16 protein-coding genes are annotated in these 17176 nt (G+C 68.7%); 6 read left to right on the forward strand and 10 right to left on the reverse strand.

Going from position 1 to position 17176, the window contains the following annotated elements:
- Nucleotides 1-305: 305 nt before the first annotated feature.
- Nucleotides 306-593 carry an SH3 domain-containing protein gene (locus SNAS_RS24760; RefSeq protein ID WP_144300629.1) on the reverse strand — a complete coding sequence of 96 codons (288 nt, stop codon included), beginning with the start codon at nt 591-593 and terminating at the stop codon, nt 306-308.
- Between the two features lie 231 nt (nt 594-824).
- Between SNAS_RS24760 and SNAS_RS24765 the strand changes: the two genes are divergently transcribed.
- Nucleotides 825-1151, forward strand: a complete 327-nt coding sequence (locus SNAS_RS24765; protein WP_013020218.1) for a putative quinol monooxygenase — start codon at nt 825-827, stop codon at nt 1149-1151.
- On the opposite strand, the gene SNAS_RS24770 is transcribed toward SNAS_RS24765, so the two are convergent.
- Nucleotides 1148-1801: a hypothetical protein gene (locus tag SNAS_RS24770; protein ID WP_013020219.1), complete on the reverse strand. Its 654-nt coding sequence runs from the start codon at nt 1799-1801 to the stop codon at nt 1148-1150. The genes SNAS_RS24765 and SNAS_RS24770 overlap by 4 nt on opposite strands.
- Before the next feature lie 158 nt (nt 1802-1959).
- Between SNAS_RS24770 and SNAS_RS24775 the strand changes: the two genes are divergently transcribed.
- Complete coding sequence (locus SNAS_RS24775) at nt 1960-2277, forward strand: hypothetical protein (protein WP_013020220.1); 318 nt, start codon at nt 1960-1962, stop codon at nt 2275-2277.
- Nucleotides 2278-2320: 43 nt separating this feature from the next.
- Here SNAS_RS24775 and SNAS_RS24780 read toward each other — a convergent pair whose 3' ends face one another.
- Nucleotides 2321-3202, reverse strand: a complete 882-nt coding sequence (locus SNAS_RS24780; RefSeq protein WP_013020221.1) for a LamG-like jellyroll fold domain-containing protein — start codon at nt 3200-3202, stop codon at nt 2321-2323.
- Between the two features lie 176 nt (nt 3203-3378).
- Between SNAS_RS24780 and SNAS_RS24785 the strand changes: the two genes are divergently transcribed.
- Nucleotides 3379-4572: a hypothetical protein gene (locus SNAS_RS24785; protein ID WP_013020222.1), complete on the forward strand. Its 1194-nt coding sequence runs from the start codon at nt 3379-3381 to the stop codon at nt 4570-4572.
- A gap of 194 nt (nt 4573-4766) precedes the next feature.
- On the opposite strand, the gene SNAS_RS24790 is transcribed toward SNAS_RS24785, so the two are convergent.
- From SNAS_RS24790 to SNAS_RS24810, 5 genes are all read right to left on the reverse strand, one after another.
- Nucleotides 4767-6770 carry an alpha/beta fold hydrolase gene (locus SNAS_RS24790; RefSeq protein ID WP_013020223.1) on the reverse strand — a complete coding sequence of 668 codons (2004 nt, stop codon included), beginning with the start codon at nt 6768-6770 and terminating at the stop codon, nt 4767-4769.
- 74 nt (nt 6771-6844) lie between these two features.
- Complete coding sequence (locus SNAS_RS24795) at nt 6845-7420, reverse strand: TetR/AcrR family transcriptional regulator (RefSeq protein WP_013020224.1); 576 nt, start codon at nt 7418-7420, stop codon at nt 6845-6847.
- A gap of 34 nt (nt 7421-7454) precedes the next feature.
- A complete protein-coding gene (locus SNAS_RS24800; protein ID WP_013020225.1) occupies nt 7455-8909 on the reverse strand; it encodes a glycoside hydrolase family 30 protein in 1455 nt (484 codons plus the stop codon).
- Between the two features lie 89 nt (nt 8910-8998).
- Nucleotides 8999-9811, reverse strand: a complete 813-nt coding sequence (locus SNAS_RS24805; RefSeq protein ID WP_013020226.1) for a S1 family peptidase — start codon at nt 9809-9811, stop codon at nt 8999-9001.
- 222 nt (nt 9812-10033) lie between these two features.
- Entirely contained in the window at nt 10034-12784 is a 2751-nt protein-coding gene (locus SNAS_RS24810; RefSeq protein WP_013020227.1) for an AAA family ATPase, read from the reverse strand.
- Between the two features lie 144 nt (nt 12785-12928).
- On the opposite strand from SNAS_RS24810, the gene SNAS_RS24815 reads away from it, so the two are divergent.
- Both SNAS_RS24815 and SNAS_RS33225 read left to right on the forward strand, forming a co-directional pair.
- Nucleotides 12929-13255, forward strand: a complete 327-nt coding sequence (locus SNAS_RS24815; protein WP_013020228.1) for a hypothetical protein — start codon at nt 12929-12931, stop codon at nt 13253-13255.
- Between the two features lies 1 nt (nt 13256).
- Nucleotides 13257-15410: a M91 family zinc metallopeptidase gene (locus SNAS_RS33225; protein ID WP_013020229.1), complete on the forward strand. Its 2154-nt coding sequence runs from the start codon at nt 13257-13259 to the stop codon at nt 15408-15410.
- A gap of 70 nt (nt 15411-15480) precedes the next feature.
- Here SNAS_RS33225 and SNAS_RS24825 read toward each other — a convergent pair whose 3' ends face one another.
- Nucleotides 15481-16380, reverse strand: coding sequence for a LysR family transcriptional regulator (locus SNAS_RS24825; RefSeq protein ID WP_013020230.1), 900 nt, complete (start codon nt 16378-16380; stop codon nt 15481-15483).
- A 60-nt stretch (nt 16381-16440) separates the two neighbouring features.
- On the opposite strand from SNAS_RS24825, the gene SNAS_RS24830 reads away from it, so the two are divergent.
- Entirely contained in the window at nt 16441-16791 is a 351-nt protein-coding gene (locus SNAS_RS24830) for a DoxX family protein (protein WP_013020231.1), read from the forward strand.
- Between the two features lie 5 nt (nt 16792-16796).
- Here the strand turns inward: SNAS_RS24830 and SNAS_RS24835 are convergent, their stop codons facing one another.
- Nucleotides 16797-17153, reverse strand: coding sequence for a YybH family protein (locus SNAS_RS24835; protein WP_013020232.1), 357 nt, complete (start codon nt 17151-17153; stop codon nt 16797-16799).
- Between the last annotated feature and the right edge of the window lie 23 nt (nt 17154-17176).

Raw genomic sequence — 17176 nt, forward strand, 5'->3', positions numbered from 1 at the left:
CTGCGGGGCCATATATCCCCGTCGCTGCTCCTCGTCCCCCGCCTCAACATCTCGTCCTTGGCTGGCTCCCACCCACCCCACCGCTGGTCAGCGACCGAGCTCGTGAGTCGTCGCTCCTGGTCAGCAGCGGCGAAGCCGCGGGCGGGGTTGGCCTCGTGTCGCTACCCGGAGCCAGGCTCGACCCAGCTCGGTTCGGTTCGGCTCGGCTCGGCTCGACCCAGCTCGGCTCGACCCAGCTCGGCTCGCGAGCATCGTGCGCTAGGAGCATGAGCGGATGCGCCGCATTCAGGTGAGGGAGTTGTTGGTTAGGACGGTTCCCAGCGGACGCAGTTGCTGGCGACCCACGCCTTGCGTCCCTTGTAGTTCACGCGGTTCCACACGTCGCCACCACCGCAGTCGCGGAACTTGCCGCCGACCTGTGCTTGGCTGTCGCAGTCGATGCGCTTGCCCTTGGCGAGCAGGTCGAGGGCCGTGGAGTTTGTCGTTGGCTTGGCCCTGATCTTGACGGACTGCAGCGCGACGTAGTCACAGTGCGGGCTGCGAGCTTCGGGTTCGTCCGCGTGGGCCACGCCCGACACCAGGGTGCCAGCCATGGCGACGCCAAACGCCAAGCTCCCGAGAATCATCCGCCGTTTCCGTTTGCCGTGCATCAAGTACTCCTTTGGTCGAAGATCGCTTCGACATCGAAGACGACGGCGTATCGGTCCATAGTTGACTGATGTGGGGGATGCCACAGCGCGTGTACGTGGGGCTTCAAGCGGCGCGCTAACCAATTGAGGGCGGGAGGCCGCCGTGCTGGATCGGTTCGAACTAGCATTCGCGGCATGATTTTCATAACCGCGAAGTTCCGGGTTCTGCCCCAGCATGCCGAGCGCTGGGCCGAGATCGCCGCTGAGTTCACCCAGGCCACTCGTTCTGAGCCCGGGTGTTTGTGGTTCGACTGGTCGCGCAGCCTCGATGACTCGAACGAGTATGTGCTGGTTGAGGCGTTTCGGGATCAGGACGCCGGGGCTGCCCATGTTCAGTCGGCACATTTCGCTCAGGCCCAGCAGACGTTGCCGCAGTATCTGGCGGAGACGCCTCGGATCGTTAGTACTTCCGTCGATCAGGAGGACTGGTCGGAGCTTGGGGAGTTGGCCGTGGAGCGTTAGGGCTGGTCGTTCAGCGGGAAGGTGTCTCGGATGAACTCGCTGAGCTTGTTCGCCGCTTGGAGTAGGGCGTCGGCGGTTTCGTCCATTTTGGCTTTGAATTTCCGTAGTTCGGGGTCCGAGGGTCCCGATTCCAGCCAGTCGTCGAGGGTCTCGCGGTGCCGCAGTACCCACTCGCCTCGGGCTTCGAATGCGGCTTCGCACTCGTCGAGCAGTTCGGGGCAGTAGATACGTAGGACGGTGCGTAGATTGCGGCGTTGGGAGGAGCGGCGGCGCTTGGGGCGTAGGTAGTTGACCAGTGGTATCGGTGGATTGAGCACGTCTTGTATGTCCGCGCGAACCCGCTCGTAGTTGCCGCGACGGCCCCAGCCGCCGCCACCGGCGTTGCTGGCGCCCCAGCTGTCGCCGCTCTTGCCGCTGCGGCCCCTGCGTTGGGATTTGCGCTCTTCGCGGAGTTCGTCGGCGCGTAGTCGCACGTAGTTGCTGGTCTCCAGTGCCATCTTGTGCCACTGGTGCATGATCTCGACCAGTTCCCACAGTCCTTCTCGGATGTTGGGCCAGTAAGCGGGACGATCCGCCGCTCGTATGCCACGCAGTACCGCCGCGCCGGTCTTGGCCACGGTGGTCGCTTCGGGGATTCCGGGAATCGTCACGGCGTCAACGCCTTTTGGGTAGCGGTCGGGTCGGAGGCAATCCTATGTGAAGCGGGGTTTTGGGTTGGGATTGAACCGGTTCAGGTGATATGTCGTAGAAAGGGTTTGCCAGACCCGAATCCGGTGGTTCGGGCGCCCCCACCACAGAGGAGACAACCTTGAGGAAGTTCATCAGGATCGCGGCGGCGACCGCCATCGCCGCGGTCGCCGTCGCCGTCCCCACCAGCGCGGCCTCGGCCCACGCGTCGGCCTCGGGATCCGAGGTGCCGTGCGAGGAGTGGTACATCGACGCCGACCACGATTCGCTGTGGAACAACTGTGACGCGCAGGGACGTCGGCAGCAGATCGAGGTGACCGACACGCAGGGTGGCGTGAGCCCACTGTGTATGAAGCCGGGTGTCAACGTCCTGGCCTACGGCGAGGTCGGTACCGGTTATATCCGTGCGGTGCACTGGAAGGGCAAGTACTGCGGCTGACGGATGAGGGGAGTGCCGGTGATCCCTCGGCACTCCCCGGCTGTCAGGCGTGCATGAGGTCGGCGTGGGGGCGCAGCTGGGTTTCGCTGAGACGGCGGTTGTAGATGGCGACCTTGGCTATCACGCCGTTGAACCAGGACTTGCCGTCCCGGCTGCCCACCTGGACCGGGGCGGTGCCGGGTTTGGGGACGACGATGACCTCGTCCTCGGTTCCCTTGCGGTAGACCAGTTCGGTTCCCTGGCGCAGTTTGCCGTCGCGGTAGACCCGGACGGTGCCGTACTTGCCTTCGTTGAGGTCGAAGGCGATCGCCCAGTGGATGAACTGTTTGACGCGGATCGCGTCCTGGAAGTACGAACCGGCGCCGTAGCCGCCGGACGGGTTCCACGCGTAACCGGAGATCCGGTTGGGACGGTTCTCGGCGTTGGTCTTGGAGTAGATGCGGCCCGCCCATTCGCGGTCGCCGCCGGAGCCGGATTTCTTGCCCTTGCCGATGAAGTGGACGTAGCCGGATTGTTCGTCCTTGGCGAATTCCAGTGTGTGCGGGCTGATCCAGGCTTCGATGGTGAGGCGGCCGGTGGTGGTGATGCTGAACGACTTGTGGCTCGGGACGCGGAAGTAGCCGTTGGCGCCGTTGAAGATCGCGCCGCCGTCGCCGTTGGGTAGCCGGGTGGTCTTGGTGACGTTGTAGTAGGTGCCCAGGTGGCCGTTGACCTGGTCGTATTCCTTGCCGTGGGAGGGGTGCGACAGCCGCCAGTAGGCCACCGGCTTGTCGGCGAGGACCTTGCGGTCGTAGGCGCTGAGGTTCGGTGGGTGGCCCGCGTCGGCTTGGGCGAAACGGGAGGCGCCCATGCCGAGGGCTGTGGCGGCTGTGGCGGCGGCCGCGCCGTAGAGCACGGTCCGGCGGTTGAGGTGGGGCCGTTTCATGGGCGGTTCCTTCGGGTTCGGGGGCTGGTGGGGACGGTATCGGCGCCGAGGACGAAACCGGCACGACTTCGGTGGCGGAACTCGTGCGGGTGGCGGGTCTACTTTGGGGGGTGAATTTTCGGGAGTGTCGGTGGCGTTGACGACAATCGATGCCGTCGAAGCCCCGGGAGGTCCGTATGAGTTATCGCCAGCTCGCCACTCGTCCTGTTCTGGTGTGGGCACTGGTCGCGTTCAGTGCCCGGTTGCCGGTGGCGATGGCGCCGCTCGCTTTGGTGTTCCTGGTGCGGGAGCGGGCGGGTGGGTACGCGGTGGGGGCTGGATTGGCGGCGGCGTATGTGATCGGTGAGGTCGTGGGGGCCGTGGTGTTGGGGCCGCGGTTGCGGCCGGAGCGGGCTCGGGTCCCGTTGGCGATCGGGATGGCCGTCGGGGCGGGGGCGTTCGCGGGCTTGGGGTTGATGCCGGGTGGGGATCCGTTGGTGTTGGGGGCGTTGGCGGCGCTCGCGGGGGCGGCGCCCGCCGCCGCGACGGGTGGGTTGCGGGCGTTGCTGACGTCGCGGTTGCCCGAGTCGCTGGTGGTGAAGGCGTTGAGCGCGGAGTCTGTCTTGACGTACGCGGTGTGGGCGGTGTCGCCTGCGTTGGCCACGGTGCTCGCGTTGAGCGTGGCGCCGCCGTCGCCGTTGCTGCTGGCCGCCGCGCTGTTGGCCGCGGCGACGGCGGGGATGTGGGCGTTGCCCGCCGGGTGGACGGCGGACGACGATGATCGCGCGGGGGTTTCGATGGCGCGCACGCTGTTGCGGGGTTGGCCGATCTATGTGACCGGGGCGGCGGCGTTGTCGATGTTGGCGTTGGCGGAGCTGGTGCTGCCCGCGTTGCTGGAGCAGCGCGGGATCGGGGTCGGCTGGGCGGGACCGCTGTTGGCCGGGTTCGCGATCGCGTCAGCTGCCGGGGCGGCCTTGTACGGGTTGCGCGGTTCCTGGCCGGGCTCGCTGCGGGCCCAGAGCCTGGTGTTGCTGCTGGGTGTCACGGGCTGCGTGGCCCTCGTCGGGGTGGCGGGTTCGCTGGTGTGGATCGCGGGTGCGCTGTTGGTCGCGGGCTTGTTGGCGTCGGGTGTACAGGTGACCCGGAACCTGTCGCTGCGCGAGGCGCTGCCGCCCAGCGCGCACGCGGCGGCGTATTCGGTGCTGTACGCGGCGGTGGGTGTCGGCTACGCGGCCAGCGCGGGCTTGGCGGGTGTGGTGCAGAGCGCGGCTTCGCCGTCGGTGGCCATCCTCGCGGGCGTGGGGTTCACGCTGGTGCTGGTCGGTGCCAGTGCCGTCGGCGAGCTGAGGCCCCGGCGGCGAGCCGCCGAGGCGGTGAGCCGTTCCCGGTGAGCGCAGCGGAGCTCGGCTCGGCTCGGCTCGGCTCGGCTCGGCTCGGCTCGGCTCGGCTCGGCTCGGCTCGGCTCGGCTCGGCTCGGCTCGGCTCGGCTCGGCTCGGCTCGGCTACAAGCTAACGGCCAGGCCGAGGACGTCGAACCCGACGATCGTGAGCTGGCACGGACTCGGCCCGGGGCCATCGATCGCGGTCACCGTGGGATCCGCGTCGCGAGCGTCACCTCCCGCAGGATCGCGGTGACAGCGGCGGGGTGTGTCAGTTGTGGATTGTGCCCAGCTCCGGGGATTGTGGACACGGTGCCGGGACCCGGATCACCGATCAGCGGATCATGCTCGCCGTGGACGATGTGGAGCGGCACACTCGACGGGAGGTCCCGCAGCAGCCGTTCCAGCGCGGCTCGCTCACCGGACCGGCCACCGTGTTTGAGCATGCGGGCCATGCGACGGGCGACGCCGGGACGGCGCAGTGACGCGGCGGCGCTTTCGACGGCCGCCTCGGTCGCGGCGGGCGCGATCGCACCGTTGGCGGCCGTTGCGGCGGTCGTGGCTGCTGCGCCGGTCGTGGCCGTTGCAGCCATCGCGTTCGCGGCTCTCGCGGTCACGCCAGGGGCACCGGCCGCAGCGGTCGCCGCCTCAGCCACACCGAGCAGCGCATCCAGGCGCGCACGAGGCAATCGCTTGAGAACCGGCGCCGTGATCGCCGGAATCCGCAACGGCGCGGGAGTGCGTCGCTGAATGAAGTACGGCGACACGAGAACGAGCCCCGCGACCTTCTCGGGCTCAGACGCGACGTACCGCAACGCCAGCGCCGTCGCAGCCGAGTGGGCGACGATGACCGGCCGAGTCCGGATCGGCGCCAACAAATCAGCCATCCACTCCCCGACGTCGACCGCGCTCCCCGCCGACCGCCCCAGCCCCGGCAAATCAGCGACCAGTGTAGACAAACCACTGCTAGCGTCCGCCGTGGACAGCTCACCCAGCACCGGCCGCCAGGACTCACCGTCAAGCGGCAACCCATGCAGCAGAACCACATCGGGCGTGATCCGATCCCCCGCCAAGTACGTCTGCGAACCCGCGACATCCGCGAACCCTCCCGGCGACACGGCCGACAGCGTCCCGAACCCGTCCGCCACCAGCCGATCCGCCCACCGACGCAACGCGGTCTCCACCGGCGGATGCGACAGCCCCGCCGAGCGCGCGACCCGATCGGCCGAGCCCGTGTCGTACCGATCCTCCGACAGGAACGTCAACGTCTCGGGATCAGCACCAGTAATCGCCGCGGGCAGACGACGCACCACACCCACAGGCACGAGCCGACGAGGCGCCCGCACCCCGAACCGCTCAGCCACAAGCGACACCAGCTCAGGCAACCGAGGCGTCTCATCGTCGAGCAGCCAGTGCCGTCCACCAGGGAGCGAATCGTGTTCGGGTATGGCGCACAGGAACTTAGCGGCGTAGTCCACTGTAACCACAGGAACGAAAGTCTCAGCCGTACCCGGCAGCACGGGCAGCTTCCCGTTCCACAGCTGGCGAACCAGTTCCGCCGGGCCGATGTACTGACCGGCCTCGCCGGTTTCGGAGTGGCCGATCACGGCCGACGGATTCACCACGGTCAGCGGAACACCGCGCCGGTCGGCCACGACCCGAACCGCCGCGTCGGCCTCGATCTTGGACGCCTCGTACGCGCCCATCGTCCGATAAAGCCGGTCCAGTTCAGACTCCGGGATCGGGTACCTGGGCTCATCACGCGGGCTGACCCGATACCCGGACACATGGATCAGTCGGCGCAGGTCCCGCCGAGCGGCGGCCCAGTTCAGCACATTGAGAGCACCGTCGACGTTGACGATGCGCGCTTCAGGACGCGCCATCCCGAACCGGTAGTTACCAGCAAGGTTGAACACGTCGCGGACGTCGCCCAGCCGCCGCTCGTCCGCCGCGTCGATGCCCAGAGCGGCATCGCTGGTGAGATCCCCGCCGACAACCGTCAGGCCTTCGGTGCTCGCGCCGTGGTCGGTAAACCATCCGCGAAGCTCGGCTTCCCGGGTCTGCCCCGAGGCCGCCAGGCCACCGGGCTTCCGGATCACCGCCGCGACCGAGCGGCCCTGCCGCAGCAGTTCCAGTGTCGTCCAGCGGCCGAGGAAACCGGTGGCGCCGAAGACGACGGCGTCGGGACGGTGAGGGGTGTTCGCTGTCATGTCACTGTTCCTATCTAGACCGATCTACATAATTTGAGAGCAAAAAGACGGATACCCGTCCAGGGTCAGCGTGTTCAGTCCATGCCGAGCAACCGCGCGATCTGGCGAGCGGACCGTTCGATGGGCACCCGGCTTCGGTTGGCGCGGGCCAGAACCAGCGCGCCCTCGATCAGCGCGAGCACCGTCGCCCCGAGGTCCTCGGCCTCGACCGGGTCGCGTCCCTCGGCCAGCAGAGCCGACGTCAGCCGCTCCTGCCAGGCGCTGTAGATGCCGCCGCAGACCGCCTGCAGTTGCGGGTTGCTCGAGGCGACCTCCAGTGCCACCGTCGCGATCGGGCAGCCCTTGGCGTAGTCGGCCTCGGTCATCCGCTCGGCCAGCACCTCAAGGAACGCCGCGACGAGTTCGCGCGACGACGTCGCCGTCTCGGCCAGCGCGTTCACCATGTCGTCGAGTTCCTGACCGGCGGCGGCCAGGGCCTCGCCGATCAGCTGGTCCTTGCCGCGTGGGAAGTGGTGGTAGAACGAGCCTCGTGGGGCTCCGGCCAGCGCCAGCACCTCGTTGAGGCCGGTGCCGTGGTAGCCCTTCGCCTCGACGAGGGTGCGGGCCGCTTCGATGAATCGGGCCCGGGTCTGAAGTCCTTTTGCCGCCACGTCTCGAATAATAGACCGATCTACATAATTTGTCTCAGCCGCCCCAGGTGAACGTCGCCGACGCGCGGGCGGGCAGCCGGTAGGACGCGTAGTGGCCGTCAGCCTTGATCCGGATCGTTCGCGGCTTGTCGGTGTCGTTGTAGGCGATCAGCGCCGTGGAGCCGTCGGGGTTGCGCCAGGCGACGTTGCGGACCGCACCGTCGGTGGAGGCGACGCGCACCGCGCCGGGTTCGACGAACTTGGTGAGGTGCCCCATCGTGTAGTACTCGACCGTGTAGTCGACCTGCCCGTGTCGCTTGCCGCCGTTGTGGACGGTGATGAGTCCGGTGCAGGTACCGCAGCCGCCGCTGGTGGGACCGTTGTTCTGGTCCATCGCCAGGCTCCACTTGACCCAGCTGCGTCCCCAGTTGCGGGTGTAGTCGATCAGGTTGAGCATGTCCTCGCGCTGCTGGTCGTCCACCCAGCCACCGCCGGAGTTCTCGGTGTTGAACGACTTCACGCCCGGGTATTGCTTGTGGACCTCGCTTTGCGTCGAGGGATCGCCCGCGTATCCGTGCCAGGCGATCCCACCGAACAGCGGATCGTCGACCAGTTCGGCGTCGGCCAGCTGCTCGGCACCCATCTCGGGAAAGTTCTTCCAGTTCCAGTCGAACACCAGCGTCTTGGTGTCGATGCCCGCCTTACGGAACGCGGGCCACAGGTGGTCCTTGGTGAACGCCCGCAAGGCATCGGCGTTCCAGTTCATGGACGGATAGTCGGTGCCGTAACAGCAGCCGGGCTCGTTCTGCGGCGAGACGTAGTCGATGTCGACACCAGCCTTGGCATAGGCCTGGATGTACTTGACGAAGTACTGCGCGTACTCGTCGTAGTACTCGTGGCGCAGCCAGCCACGGTGCTCGATGTCGTTGTTGTCCTTCATCCAGGCCGGTGAACTCCACGGCACCGCCTTGACCGTGATCCCGGGATTGATGGAGGCTGCCTGCTTCGTCAACGCCATGACGTCGGCGTCCTTGTCCATCGAGAAGTCCGACAGGTCGCAACAGGTGCGGTCGTAGGAGTAGGCGTAGCGCGCCAGATCGCTGGCGCCCATGGGATTGCGGAGGAATCCCAGCCCGATCCCCTCGCGACGGTCGAACAGCTTCTCCATGACCTTGTCGCGGTCGGCCTCGTCGAGCGCGCCGCTGCCGCGCATCAGCCACGCGGCGGTGTCGGTGAAGGACGCTCCGCCACCCTCGAACTCCTGGTACGTGGTGCCCTGGTCGACCTCGATCAGTTGCCCGGCAGCGGGATCGCTCTCGCCGAACCGCGTCGACGGCTGCGGCTCCAGTCCCTTGTCGACGACCCGGCCGTCCGCGTCTGACGTCGTCGTCAGCCACACGTCCACCCGCGGACCGGACACCGGCGCGCTGCCCGGAACGACCAGCATCACCAGCCCGAGGACCGACACGGCGGTCAGCACCTGCGCACGCCGAAGCTCAAAACGAGGCATATGTGCAGTATTGAATACAGAGTATCGCCGCGAACCATGGGGAGGTTCGCGGCGATACCGGGGGCACTGGGCCCCTCGCGAGAAGTGCGTTACGGCAGCGCGTCCAGCGCGGCGGTGATGTCGCCGTGCCAGTTGCTCACCTGCGTGTAGACGCCGGGGGCGCGGGGACGGGCGCAGCCTTCGCCGTAGCTGACCACGCCGACCTGAACCCACTCGCCTTCGGCGTTCTTGGTGACCATTGGGCCTCCGGAGTCACCCTGGCAGGTGTCGGTACCTCCCTCTTCCCAGTTGCCGGCGCACAGCTCGCCTTGCGGATCGAAGTTCTTGTACGCCTCGCCCTCGCCCTTGGCGCAGGTCTCGTCGTCGATGAACCCGACGGTGGCGTGCAACAGTTCGTTGGATCCCTGGCCGCTCCCCTCCTCGGTGTCGCCCCAGCCAAGGATCTGGAACTCGGGGCCCTCGTCGAGGTCCGGGGTCTCGGCCATCGGGATGGTCACCGCGTCGGCGACCGGTTCGGCCAGTTTGATCAGCGCCCAGTCCCCTTTGCCGTCACTGGCGTAGGTCTCGGACTGGTGCACGTAGGCCGACTTGTACTCCTTCACATCTGGACTGTCCAGTTTGGTGCTTCCATACTGGGCGGTGATGTCACCGTTCTCGCCGGTGCCGTCGACGCAGTGCGCGGCGGTCAGCACCACCTGCTCGGTGAGCAGCGAGCCGCCACAGCCCATGGACAGGTGCACCGCCCACGGATAGTCGCCGTCGGCGGCCGGTGAGCCGCCCACCACGCGGGTGCCGGGGTCGTCGCTGGCGGCCTGTGCCGGGATGGCCGTAGCGGCGACCGCCAGCGCACCCAGGGCCACGGCAGCGCCGAAGCCCCAGATCCTGGCTGTCGTTCTCTTCATGGGGTTCTCCTAAGGGGTGTGGGGTGACACGGCCTCCCATTGGTGCCGGGCCATTGGCTGGCCGTGTCGCGAGCCATCGTGAGTCGTCCGTCACCGCGAAGTCACCACCCGAAAGCCGTGGCAAGGGTGGCGGCAAGGGAAAACCCTCACCCGGGCACGGCCATGCCGCCATCAATGCATGCCGGGTATGCATGCCCGCAAGGGTCGATGATCTTAAATCCGTCAGTCTGAGCCGGACGCGTGCCCGCCGCCGCGCTCCCCCAGCTTGGACAGCAGCCCGGCCCGGTTGCGGACGCCGAAGCGGCGGTACAGCCGCGACAGTCGCGCCTCCACCGCCTTGACCGACAGGAACAGCGCGGTGCCGATGTCGCGGTTGGTGGCGCCCTCGGCGACCAGGTCGACGATGCGCTGCTCGGCGTCGCTGAGGTCCCGGGCGGGGGCCGCGCCGCTGTCCAGCCGCGCGAGTTCGCCACGGGCCAGCGCCAGCCACGGCGCGGCGCCGATCGCGGTGGTCAGCTCGACGGCCCGGGCGAAGGCCCGGCGCGCCTTGGAGCGGTGCCGCATCCGACGGTGCAACCGTCCCAGCGTCAGCTCGGCGCGCGCGACGTCGATCGGGTAGGAACGGGCGGAGTACTCGCGCAGCGCGTCCGCCAGCCCTTCCGCGGCGCGTGCCGGTTCGCCGCGCGCCGCCAGGTACAGCGCCCTGGCCCGGGCCGCGCCCAACAGCACGACCAGCCGCTCGAAACGGCAGGCGCGCGCGGTCAGGTCGTCCAGGACCGTCGCGGCGGCGTCCAGGTCACCGGCGGCCACCAAAGCCGTGGCGTGGTCGGCGTTCCAGGGGATGATCGCGGGGTCGCCGTGCTGGCTGAGCGTCTGTAGCCGCGCGGCCCGGTTGAACGCCTCGGCCGCGGCGGCCACGTCACCGGCCAGCAGCAGCGCCTGTCCCTGGTACGCGAAGCCGACCTCCAGCCATTCGTCGTCGTTGACGGCCTGGCTGACGGCGATCGCGCGGGCGGCGGCCTCCAGCGCGCGCTCGGGCGTACCGGCGCACCACTCGGCCTGCGCGGCGGACACCAGTCCGGGGCCGGGCGCCCCGGCGTCCTCGAACAGCCGCGCGCACTCGCGTCCGGCGCGCAGCCCGGCGGGACCGTCGCCGGATCGCACGTGGATCGAGCTGCTGGACAGCAACACCGACATGAGATCCCCGATGCGGCCGTGGTCGCGCACGTCGGCCTCCAGTCGCGAGATGCCCCGCACCGCGACGGTCGTGTCGCCCCGGAACAGCGCGTTCATCGCCCACATCTGCCGGGCCTCGATCGTGGAGGCGCTGACCGGGCGGCCCTCCGCGAGCCGGAACGCCGCCTCGCGCTGCTTGTCGGCCTCGCCACTCTGCTCGGACGCGGGCAGGCAGGCGCGCAGGTTCAGCGCCTGGATCGCCAGATCCACGTCGCCGACCTCGTGCGCCAGTTCCTCGGCCCGCGACACCTCCACGGCGGCGTGGTCGTAGCGCCGTTCGAAATAGTCGATGGTGCCGGTGTACAGCGCGACCTTCGCCTGCAGCGCGGTGTCGCCCGCCGCGTCGACTCGGGCGGCGACCAGGTGCGCGTCGGCCTCGGCGAGATCCTGGCCCGCCAGGTCGATGAGCAGCAGCCGCGCCTCCACCCGCACCGACGCCGCACCGGATTCCAGTGCCGAGCGCGCCGACTCGGTCGCCTCGGGGACCCGACCGGCGGTCTGCGCGTACCGGGCCGCGGCCAGCGACCGCGCGGCGGCGGCGTCGGTCTCGCACGGCGGGGTGCGCCGCACCGCCAGCTGCGCCAGGTCGGCGGCGCTGCCCGGGGCGCCCCGGTGCGCGGCCACCTCGGCGGCGTCGGCGGCCAAGGCGGCGATCTCCTCGTCCGCGACCGGACTGCCCAACGCCAGGTGGACGGCGCGCGCCACCGGTTCGTCGACCGCCGCGGCCAGCACCGAGTGGGCCTTGCGACGCGAGGCCGTGGTGGCATCGGCGTTGACCAGTTCCCGCAGCAGCGGGTGGGTGAACGCGATGCCGCCGTCGCCGGTGACGGTGATGATCCCGGCGGTCTCGGCCGATTCCAGGTCGTCGGCGGGCAGCGCGTCACAGGCGGCCAACAGGTCCAGCGACGGCCGCGCCACCAACGCGGCCAGCAGCATCGCCCAGCGCGTGGGTTCGTCGAGCCCGGCCAGTCGCCCCGCCATCAGGGTGCGCAGCCGACGCGACACCGGCAGCGGATCGAACTCGGCCGGTTCGCCCTCATCGCGATCCAGCTGCCGCCCCAACTCCAGCGCGTACAACGGATTGCCGCCGCTGGCGTCGGCGATCCGCCGCACCACCCGCGACGACAGCGGCCCGTCGACCACCGTGTCCAGCAGCGCCGCGATGTCGCCCGGCGCCAACGGGGTCACCTCGATCGCGGTGACCGGTTCGGGGCACAGCGCCAGCCGCGTCGGATCGTGCCCGTCGACGCGTTCGGCCGCCAGCACCCGCATCGCGGTGTCGCCGAGCCGCCGCGCCACGAACGCGAGCACCTCACGGCTGGCCTCGTCCACCCACTGGACGTCGTCGATGACCAACAGCACCGGCCGCTCCTCGCAGGCCCGGCGCAGCAGATCGAGCACCGCGACCCGCACGGTCAACTCGTCGGGCGGGTTGGCGGCCCGCGAACCCCGCAGCAGCACCCCGGTCAGGGCCTGCCGCAACTGGGCGGGCATGCCGTGCGCCTCGGGCACGAGCTCGGCGAACAGATCGATGAGGACCAGGTGCGGCAACTGGCTCTCCACGTGTGCCGGGGCCGCGCGCAGCACCCGGAACCCCCACCGCGAAGCCGTGTCGCTCAGCCGGTCCAGCAGCGTGGTCTTGCCCATCCCGGACGGTCCGTACAGCAGCAGGCTGTTCCGATCCCGCAGCGCGGCCACGGCCGGGCCGAGGATCTCGTCACGTCCGATGATCCCCACACCCCTACCTCCCTCACCTGGCCAGCTGTAGACCAGGTTAACGAGTGGGCGTCCAGCAGTCGATAGAACGCGATTTGGCAACAAGGTTCCGACAAGGTCGACACTGCAGTGTGGGTGCGGAAATCGACAACCCTGGAGAAACACATGTCACAAGTCCAAGCCGACGTCACCGCGAACCCGGCGCTGTTGGGACAGCACGCGAAGGAATGCGCGTGGAACGGTCGCCTGCTGTACGAGTCGATCATGTCCGCGCGGCAGACCATTGTGATTCCGTCGACGGCGTTCGGAAACTCGACCGGAGCCGAGGCTCTCGACAACCTGCACCAGCAGGTGATCGAGGCTGGCGGTGCCACAGTGGAACGGATGGCGGACTCGGTCACCGACGACGCCGACAAGCTGGTGGGGATGGCGTTCGCCTACAAGCAGCAGGACGAGGCCAACGCCCACACCATCAACCCACAGGGGGTGTGACATGCGACAGGACGAGGGCGACAGCAGCACGGTGTTCGCGGTCATCCGGGTCGCCGCCCGGTTGTGGCGGCTGGAGGCGGATCCCGCCGACGTGCACGCCGCCGCCAACGGCTGGCGGTCCCTCGGCGGGGATGTGGCCGAAGAGGGCGAGAAGCTCAACGGTTCCGCCCAGCGGGTCTATGGGGAGTGGGCGGGTGAGGGCCGCACTTCCTATGAGACGCACCAGAAAGCGCTGTCGCTGACCATGGTCGCGGCCGACGGGCACTGCGAGACCGTGGCCGGGGCGCTGGATGCCGTCGGGCACGCGCTGACCCAGTGCGACGACAAGTTGCGGACGTCCGTCGAGACGATCATCAAGGCCGTTCCGTGCACTGTGGCCGATGACATCATCACGTTCACGCCCAAGGACGCCGAGCAGCAGGCGAAGGTTCTGGCCGCCACGGCCGAGGCGAAGACGCTGCGCGCGGAGCTCGACAAGCAACTCGCCGAGCACAGTGCCGGTCTGTCGAGCGCCCTGACCGGCTGGAACGCGCTGTGGAACGCCATCCAGCCCCTGAACCAGCCACTGGATGGTCCCGCCGGGGCGCTGACGCTTCCCGACGGGTCGGTCGTCGTCAACACCGGTACCGGGAACGACAACGTCAAGGTGACCACCGACAAGAAGGGCAACACCGTCGTGAAGGTCAACGGTGTCGAGTCCAAGTATCCGCCCGAAGTGTCGGTCATCATCCGCAGTGGACAGGGCGACGACACGATCAGGACCGAGACCAAGGAGAAGACCGGAAGGGACGGTCAACTCACGGTCCTCAGTGGCAGCGGCAACGACAAGCTGGACATGAAGGGTCAGAAACAGGAGGCGTACACCGGAGCCGGAAACGACACCGTCGACGCGAAGAAGATCGACTTCGGCGCGATAGCCACCGCGGGTGGGAACGACATCGTGAACACGAAGGACGGTCGCAACTTCATGGTCGTGACCGGGGAGGATCGCGACCTGGTCAACGCGAAGGGCAGCAGCAACAACGTCTCGACCGGTCTGGGCGACGACCGGGTCTTCGGGGGCGACGGCATGGAACGGGTTTACACCGGACCGGCGGAAGCCCAGGGCCCCAACGATCCCAACGAGCACTGGGACGAGGTGCACGCCGGGAAAGGCGACGACACCATCGTCGGGGGCAGCCAGACTCAGGAGATATACGCCGGGGACGGCAACGACGTCGTCTACGGGGCCGCGGGCAACGACTACCTGGACGGACAGAAGGGTGACGACAAGCTGTATGGCGGCCAGGGACTGGACGTCGCGTACGGTCTCGACGGCGCCGACCTGCTGCACGGCGGCTCCGAAAAGGACTTCCTGGAGGGCGGGCAGGGCAACGACATGGCCACCGGCGGCTCGGGCAATGACGCTATCTCCGGTGGCGGAGGGGACGACCGGATGGCGGGCGACGACGGCGACGACGTGTTCTACGGCGGCAAGGGGCACGACGTCGTGGCCGGAGGCGAGGGCGCCAACACCGCTCACGTCCAGGCAGAGGACGCCGTGGTCGACGCCCGGTTCAACCGGGTCGAGATCAGTGACAACAACGACGCCTTCGACATCAAGGGCAGCGACGACTTCAAGGACCGGGTGCAGGCCGACCTCGACATGATGGCGGCTTCGCCTACCGGGCAACAGATGCTCGACGATATGTCCAAACATGACAATCCCGAGATCCGGGACTACGACGTACGCAACGGAAGGGCGGTTCCGGGGGACGAGGGCGGCGAGATCCTGTACAACCCGGCACACCGGCTTGGCCCCGAAAGCACTCCCGCCACTGTGCTTTACCACGAGATGGCCCATAGCTATGACTTCGCGACCGGCAACTGGGACGAGGACCGAGTATGGGACCCCAACCATCCGGACACCGAATGGGACGACGTAACCCCGTACAACAGGGTCGATGACCCCGCCCAGGTGCCGGTGCGCAACGGTGAACGCCAGGCAGTGGGGTTGGAGGTCGACCACGACAACAATCCGGCGACACCCCCGGTCATCGACGACAACCACCGCATCGAGCTGACCGAGAACGGGCTGCGCCAAGAGTTGGGGCGCGAAACCCGCCCCAGGTACGGCTCCACCGCGCAGCCGACGAACCTGGACGCCTGGAGGTGACGAGCCCCGCGTTCCCCGTCGCATGAACCCCGGATCGCCGCCGACATGGAGGTGCCCGGCGGCGATCCGGTCACCGGCTCTCGGGCCGGTTGGCGACGCAGCACCGCACGAAGTCGCGCACGACGGGGTTGCCGTCGTCCTCCGGTGCCCAGGCCACCGCGATCCGGCTGGGAGCGACACCCGAGACCGGACGGTAGACGATCCCGGGCCGGGCGTAGAACCGCGCCGCCGACTCCGGGGCCAGCGCGATGCCGTAGCCGTTGGCGATCGCGCTGAGCCAGTCGTCGGGCTGGTCGACGACGGCGCCGATCCGGACGGGTCGGTCGTCGCGTTCGTCGGCGCCCAGCCAGTAGTCCCGCCAGGCCCCGGTCTCGGCGGGCGCGGCGACGAACGGTTCGTCCCACAGTTCCCGAAACGCGAGCCGCTCGCGCTCGGCGAGCGGGTGGGTCGCCGGGAGCACCGCCATACGGTCCTCAATAGACAGAACCTCCAGCCGCAGCGCCTCCTGGCCCGGAAACGGCAACCGGACCAACGCGACGTCGACCTCGCCGGAGGCGAGCCCCGCCGAGGGGTCGGACCAGGTGGACTGGCGCATGTCGGCGCGCCAGTCCGGGCGGACCTCGGCGAAATCGGCGATGATGCGCTGGGTGGCCTCGTTGGCGGCGCTGGCCAGATAGCCGACCCGCAGCACCCGTTGCTCGCGGCTGCCGGTGTTCTTGGTCTGGCGCACCGTGCGATCCCAGTCGGCCAGGACGCCGGGAACCCGTTCGGCGAAGGCCCGTCCGGCTTCGGTCAGCGTCATGCCGCTCTTGGACCGGGTGAACAGTGCGACGCCGAGCAGGTGCTCCAGTTGCTTGATCTGTTTGGTGAGCGCGGGTTGCGACACGAACAGCCGACGCGCCGCGTAGGTCAGGTTCCCCTCCTCGGCCACGGCGACGAAATACCGCAGCAACCGGATGTCGACATCCATGCCCTCAGGTTATAGATACAGGTATTGGACGCCGAGCCGCACAGCCGTGAGGCTGGAGACATGTACACCGCCTACATCGTGGTCACCGTCGTCACGATCGCCGTCAACCTCGCGGTCGCCGTGGCGGACTTCGCCAAGGCCCCGTTCGTGGTCGCCAATTCCACCACAGTGGGCGTTCCGGCCTCCTGGGTCGTGCCGCTCGGCGTCCTCAAGGCCGCCGGAGCGCTCGGGCTGCTGCTGGGCCTGCTGGGCGTGCCGTTCATCGGGATCGCGGCCGCCGCCGGGCTGACGCTGTTCTTCGTCGGGGCGGTCGCGGTCCACGTCCGCGCCCGGGTGTTTCGCAGCATCGCCTTCCCCGGCGGCTTCCTGGCGCTGGCGGTGGGTTCGCTGGTGCTGGGGCTGCTGCGGTAGCCGTCTCAGCCCGCTTCGGGGCGGTCCAGGACGCGCAGCCAGGTCCCGTCCGGCTGACGGCGCAGGACCTGGGAGCGACCGCCGGTGCCGTCCTTGGGACGGGTGGCCGTCAGCGCGAGGTCCTCGAAGTACAGCGTCGGCAGCGGGTCCTCCACTTCGAACTTCGCGCCCGCGTCGACCATCCGCTGGTACAGCGCCGCGATCGCCTCGCGGCCGACCGTCGGGTTGTCCGACGGGAAGCCCACGACCGCTTGGGTTTCGTACAGTACCGCCACCCCCGCGGCGTCCCCGGCGTTGACCCGTTCCACGACCAGACGGGACAGTTCCTCCGGGGTGCTGGCGGGTTCGTATCGCGTGTTCATCGGCTTGATCTCCTCGTGTGAGT

This window comes from Stackebrandtia nassauensis DSM 44728, assembly GCF_000024545.1.
GTDB lineage: Bacteria > Actinomycetota > Actinomycetes > Mycobacteriales > Micromonosporaceae > Stackebrandtia > Stackebrandtia nassauensis.

What these genes read in the sequence shown, in the direction of transcription:
- SNAS_RS24760 (WP_144300629.1), bottom strand. Translation starts at nt 593, where the DNA reads ATGGCTGGCACCCTGGTGTCGGGCGTGGCCCACGCGGACGAACCCGAA.
- SNAS_RS24765 (WP_013020218.1), top strand. Translation starts at nt 825, where the DNA reads ATGATTTTCATAACCGCGAAGTTCCGGGTTCTGCCCCAGCATGCCGAG.
- SNAS_RS24780 (WP_013020221.1), bottom strand. Translation starts at nt 3,202, where the DNA reads ATGAAACGGCCCCACCTCAACCGCCGGACCGTGCTCTACGGCGCGGCC.
- SNAS_RS24785 (WP_013020222.1), top strand. Translation starts at nt 3,379, where the DNA reads ATGAGTTATCGCCAGCTCGCCACTCGTCCTGTTCTGGTGTGGGCACTG.
- SNAS_RS24790 (WP_013020223.1), bottom strand. Translation starts at nt 6,770, where the DNA reads ATGACAGCGAACACCCCTCACCGTCCCGACGCCGTCGTCTTCGGCGCC.
- SNAS_RS24800 (WP_013020225.1), bottom strand. Translation starts at nt 8,909, where the DNA reads ATGCCTCGTTTTGAGCTTCGGCGTGCGCAGGTGCTGACCGCCGTGTCG.
- SNAS_RS24805 (WP_013020226.1), bottom strand. Translation starts at nt 9,811, where the DNA reads ATGAAGAGAACGACAGCCAGGATCTGGGGCTTCGGCGCTGCCGTGGCC.
- SNAS_RS24815 (WP_013020228.1), top strand. Translation starts at nt 12,929, where the DNA reads ATGTCACAAGTCCAAGCCGACGTCACCGCGAACCCGGCGCTGTTGGGA.
- SNAS_RS33225 (WP_013020229.1), top strand. Translation starts at nt 13,257, where the DNA reads ATGCGACAGGACGAGGGCGACAGCAGCACGGTGTTCGCGGTCATCCGG.
- SNAS_RS24825 (WP_013020230.1), bottom strand. Translation starts at nt 16,380, where the DNA reads ATGGATGTCGACATCCGGTTGCTGCGGTATTTCGTCGCCGTGGCCGAG.
- SNAS_RS24830 (WP_013020231.1), top strand. Translation starts at nt 16,441, where the DNA reads ATGTACACCGCCTACATCGTGGTCACCGTCGTCACGATCGCCGTCAAC.
- SNAS_RS24835 (WP_013020232.1), bottom strand. Translation starts at nt 17,153, where the DNA reads ATGAACACGCGATACGAACCCGCCAGCACCCCGGAGGAACTGTCCCGT.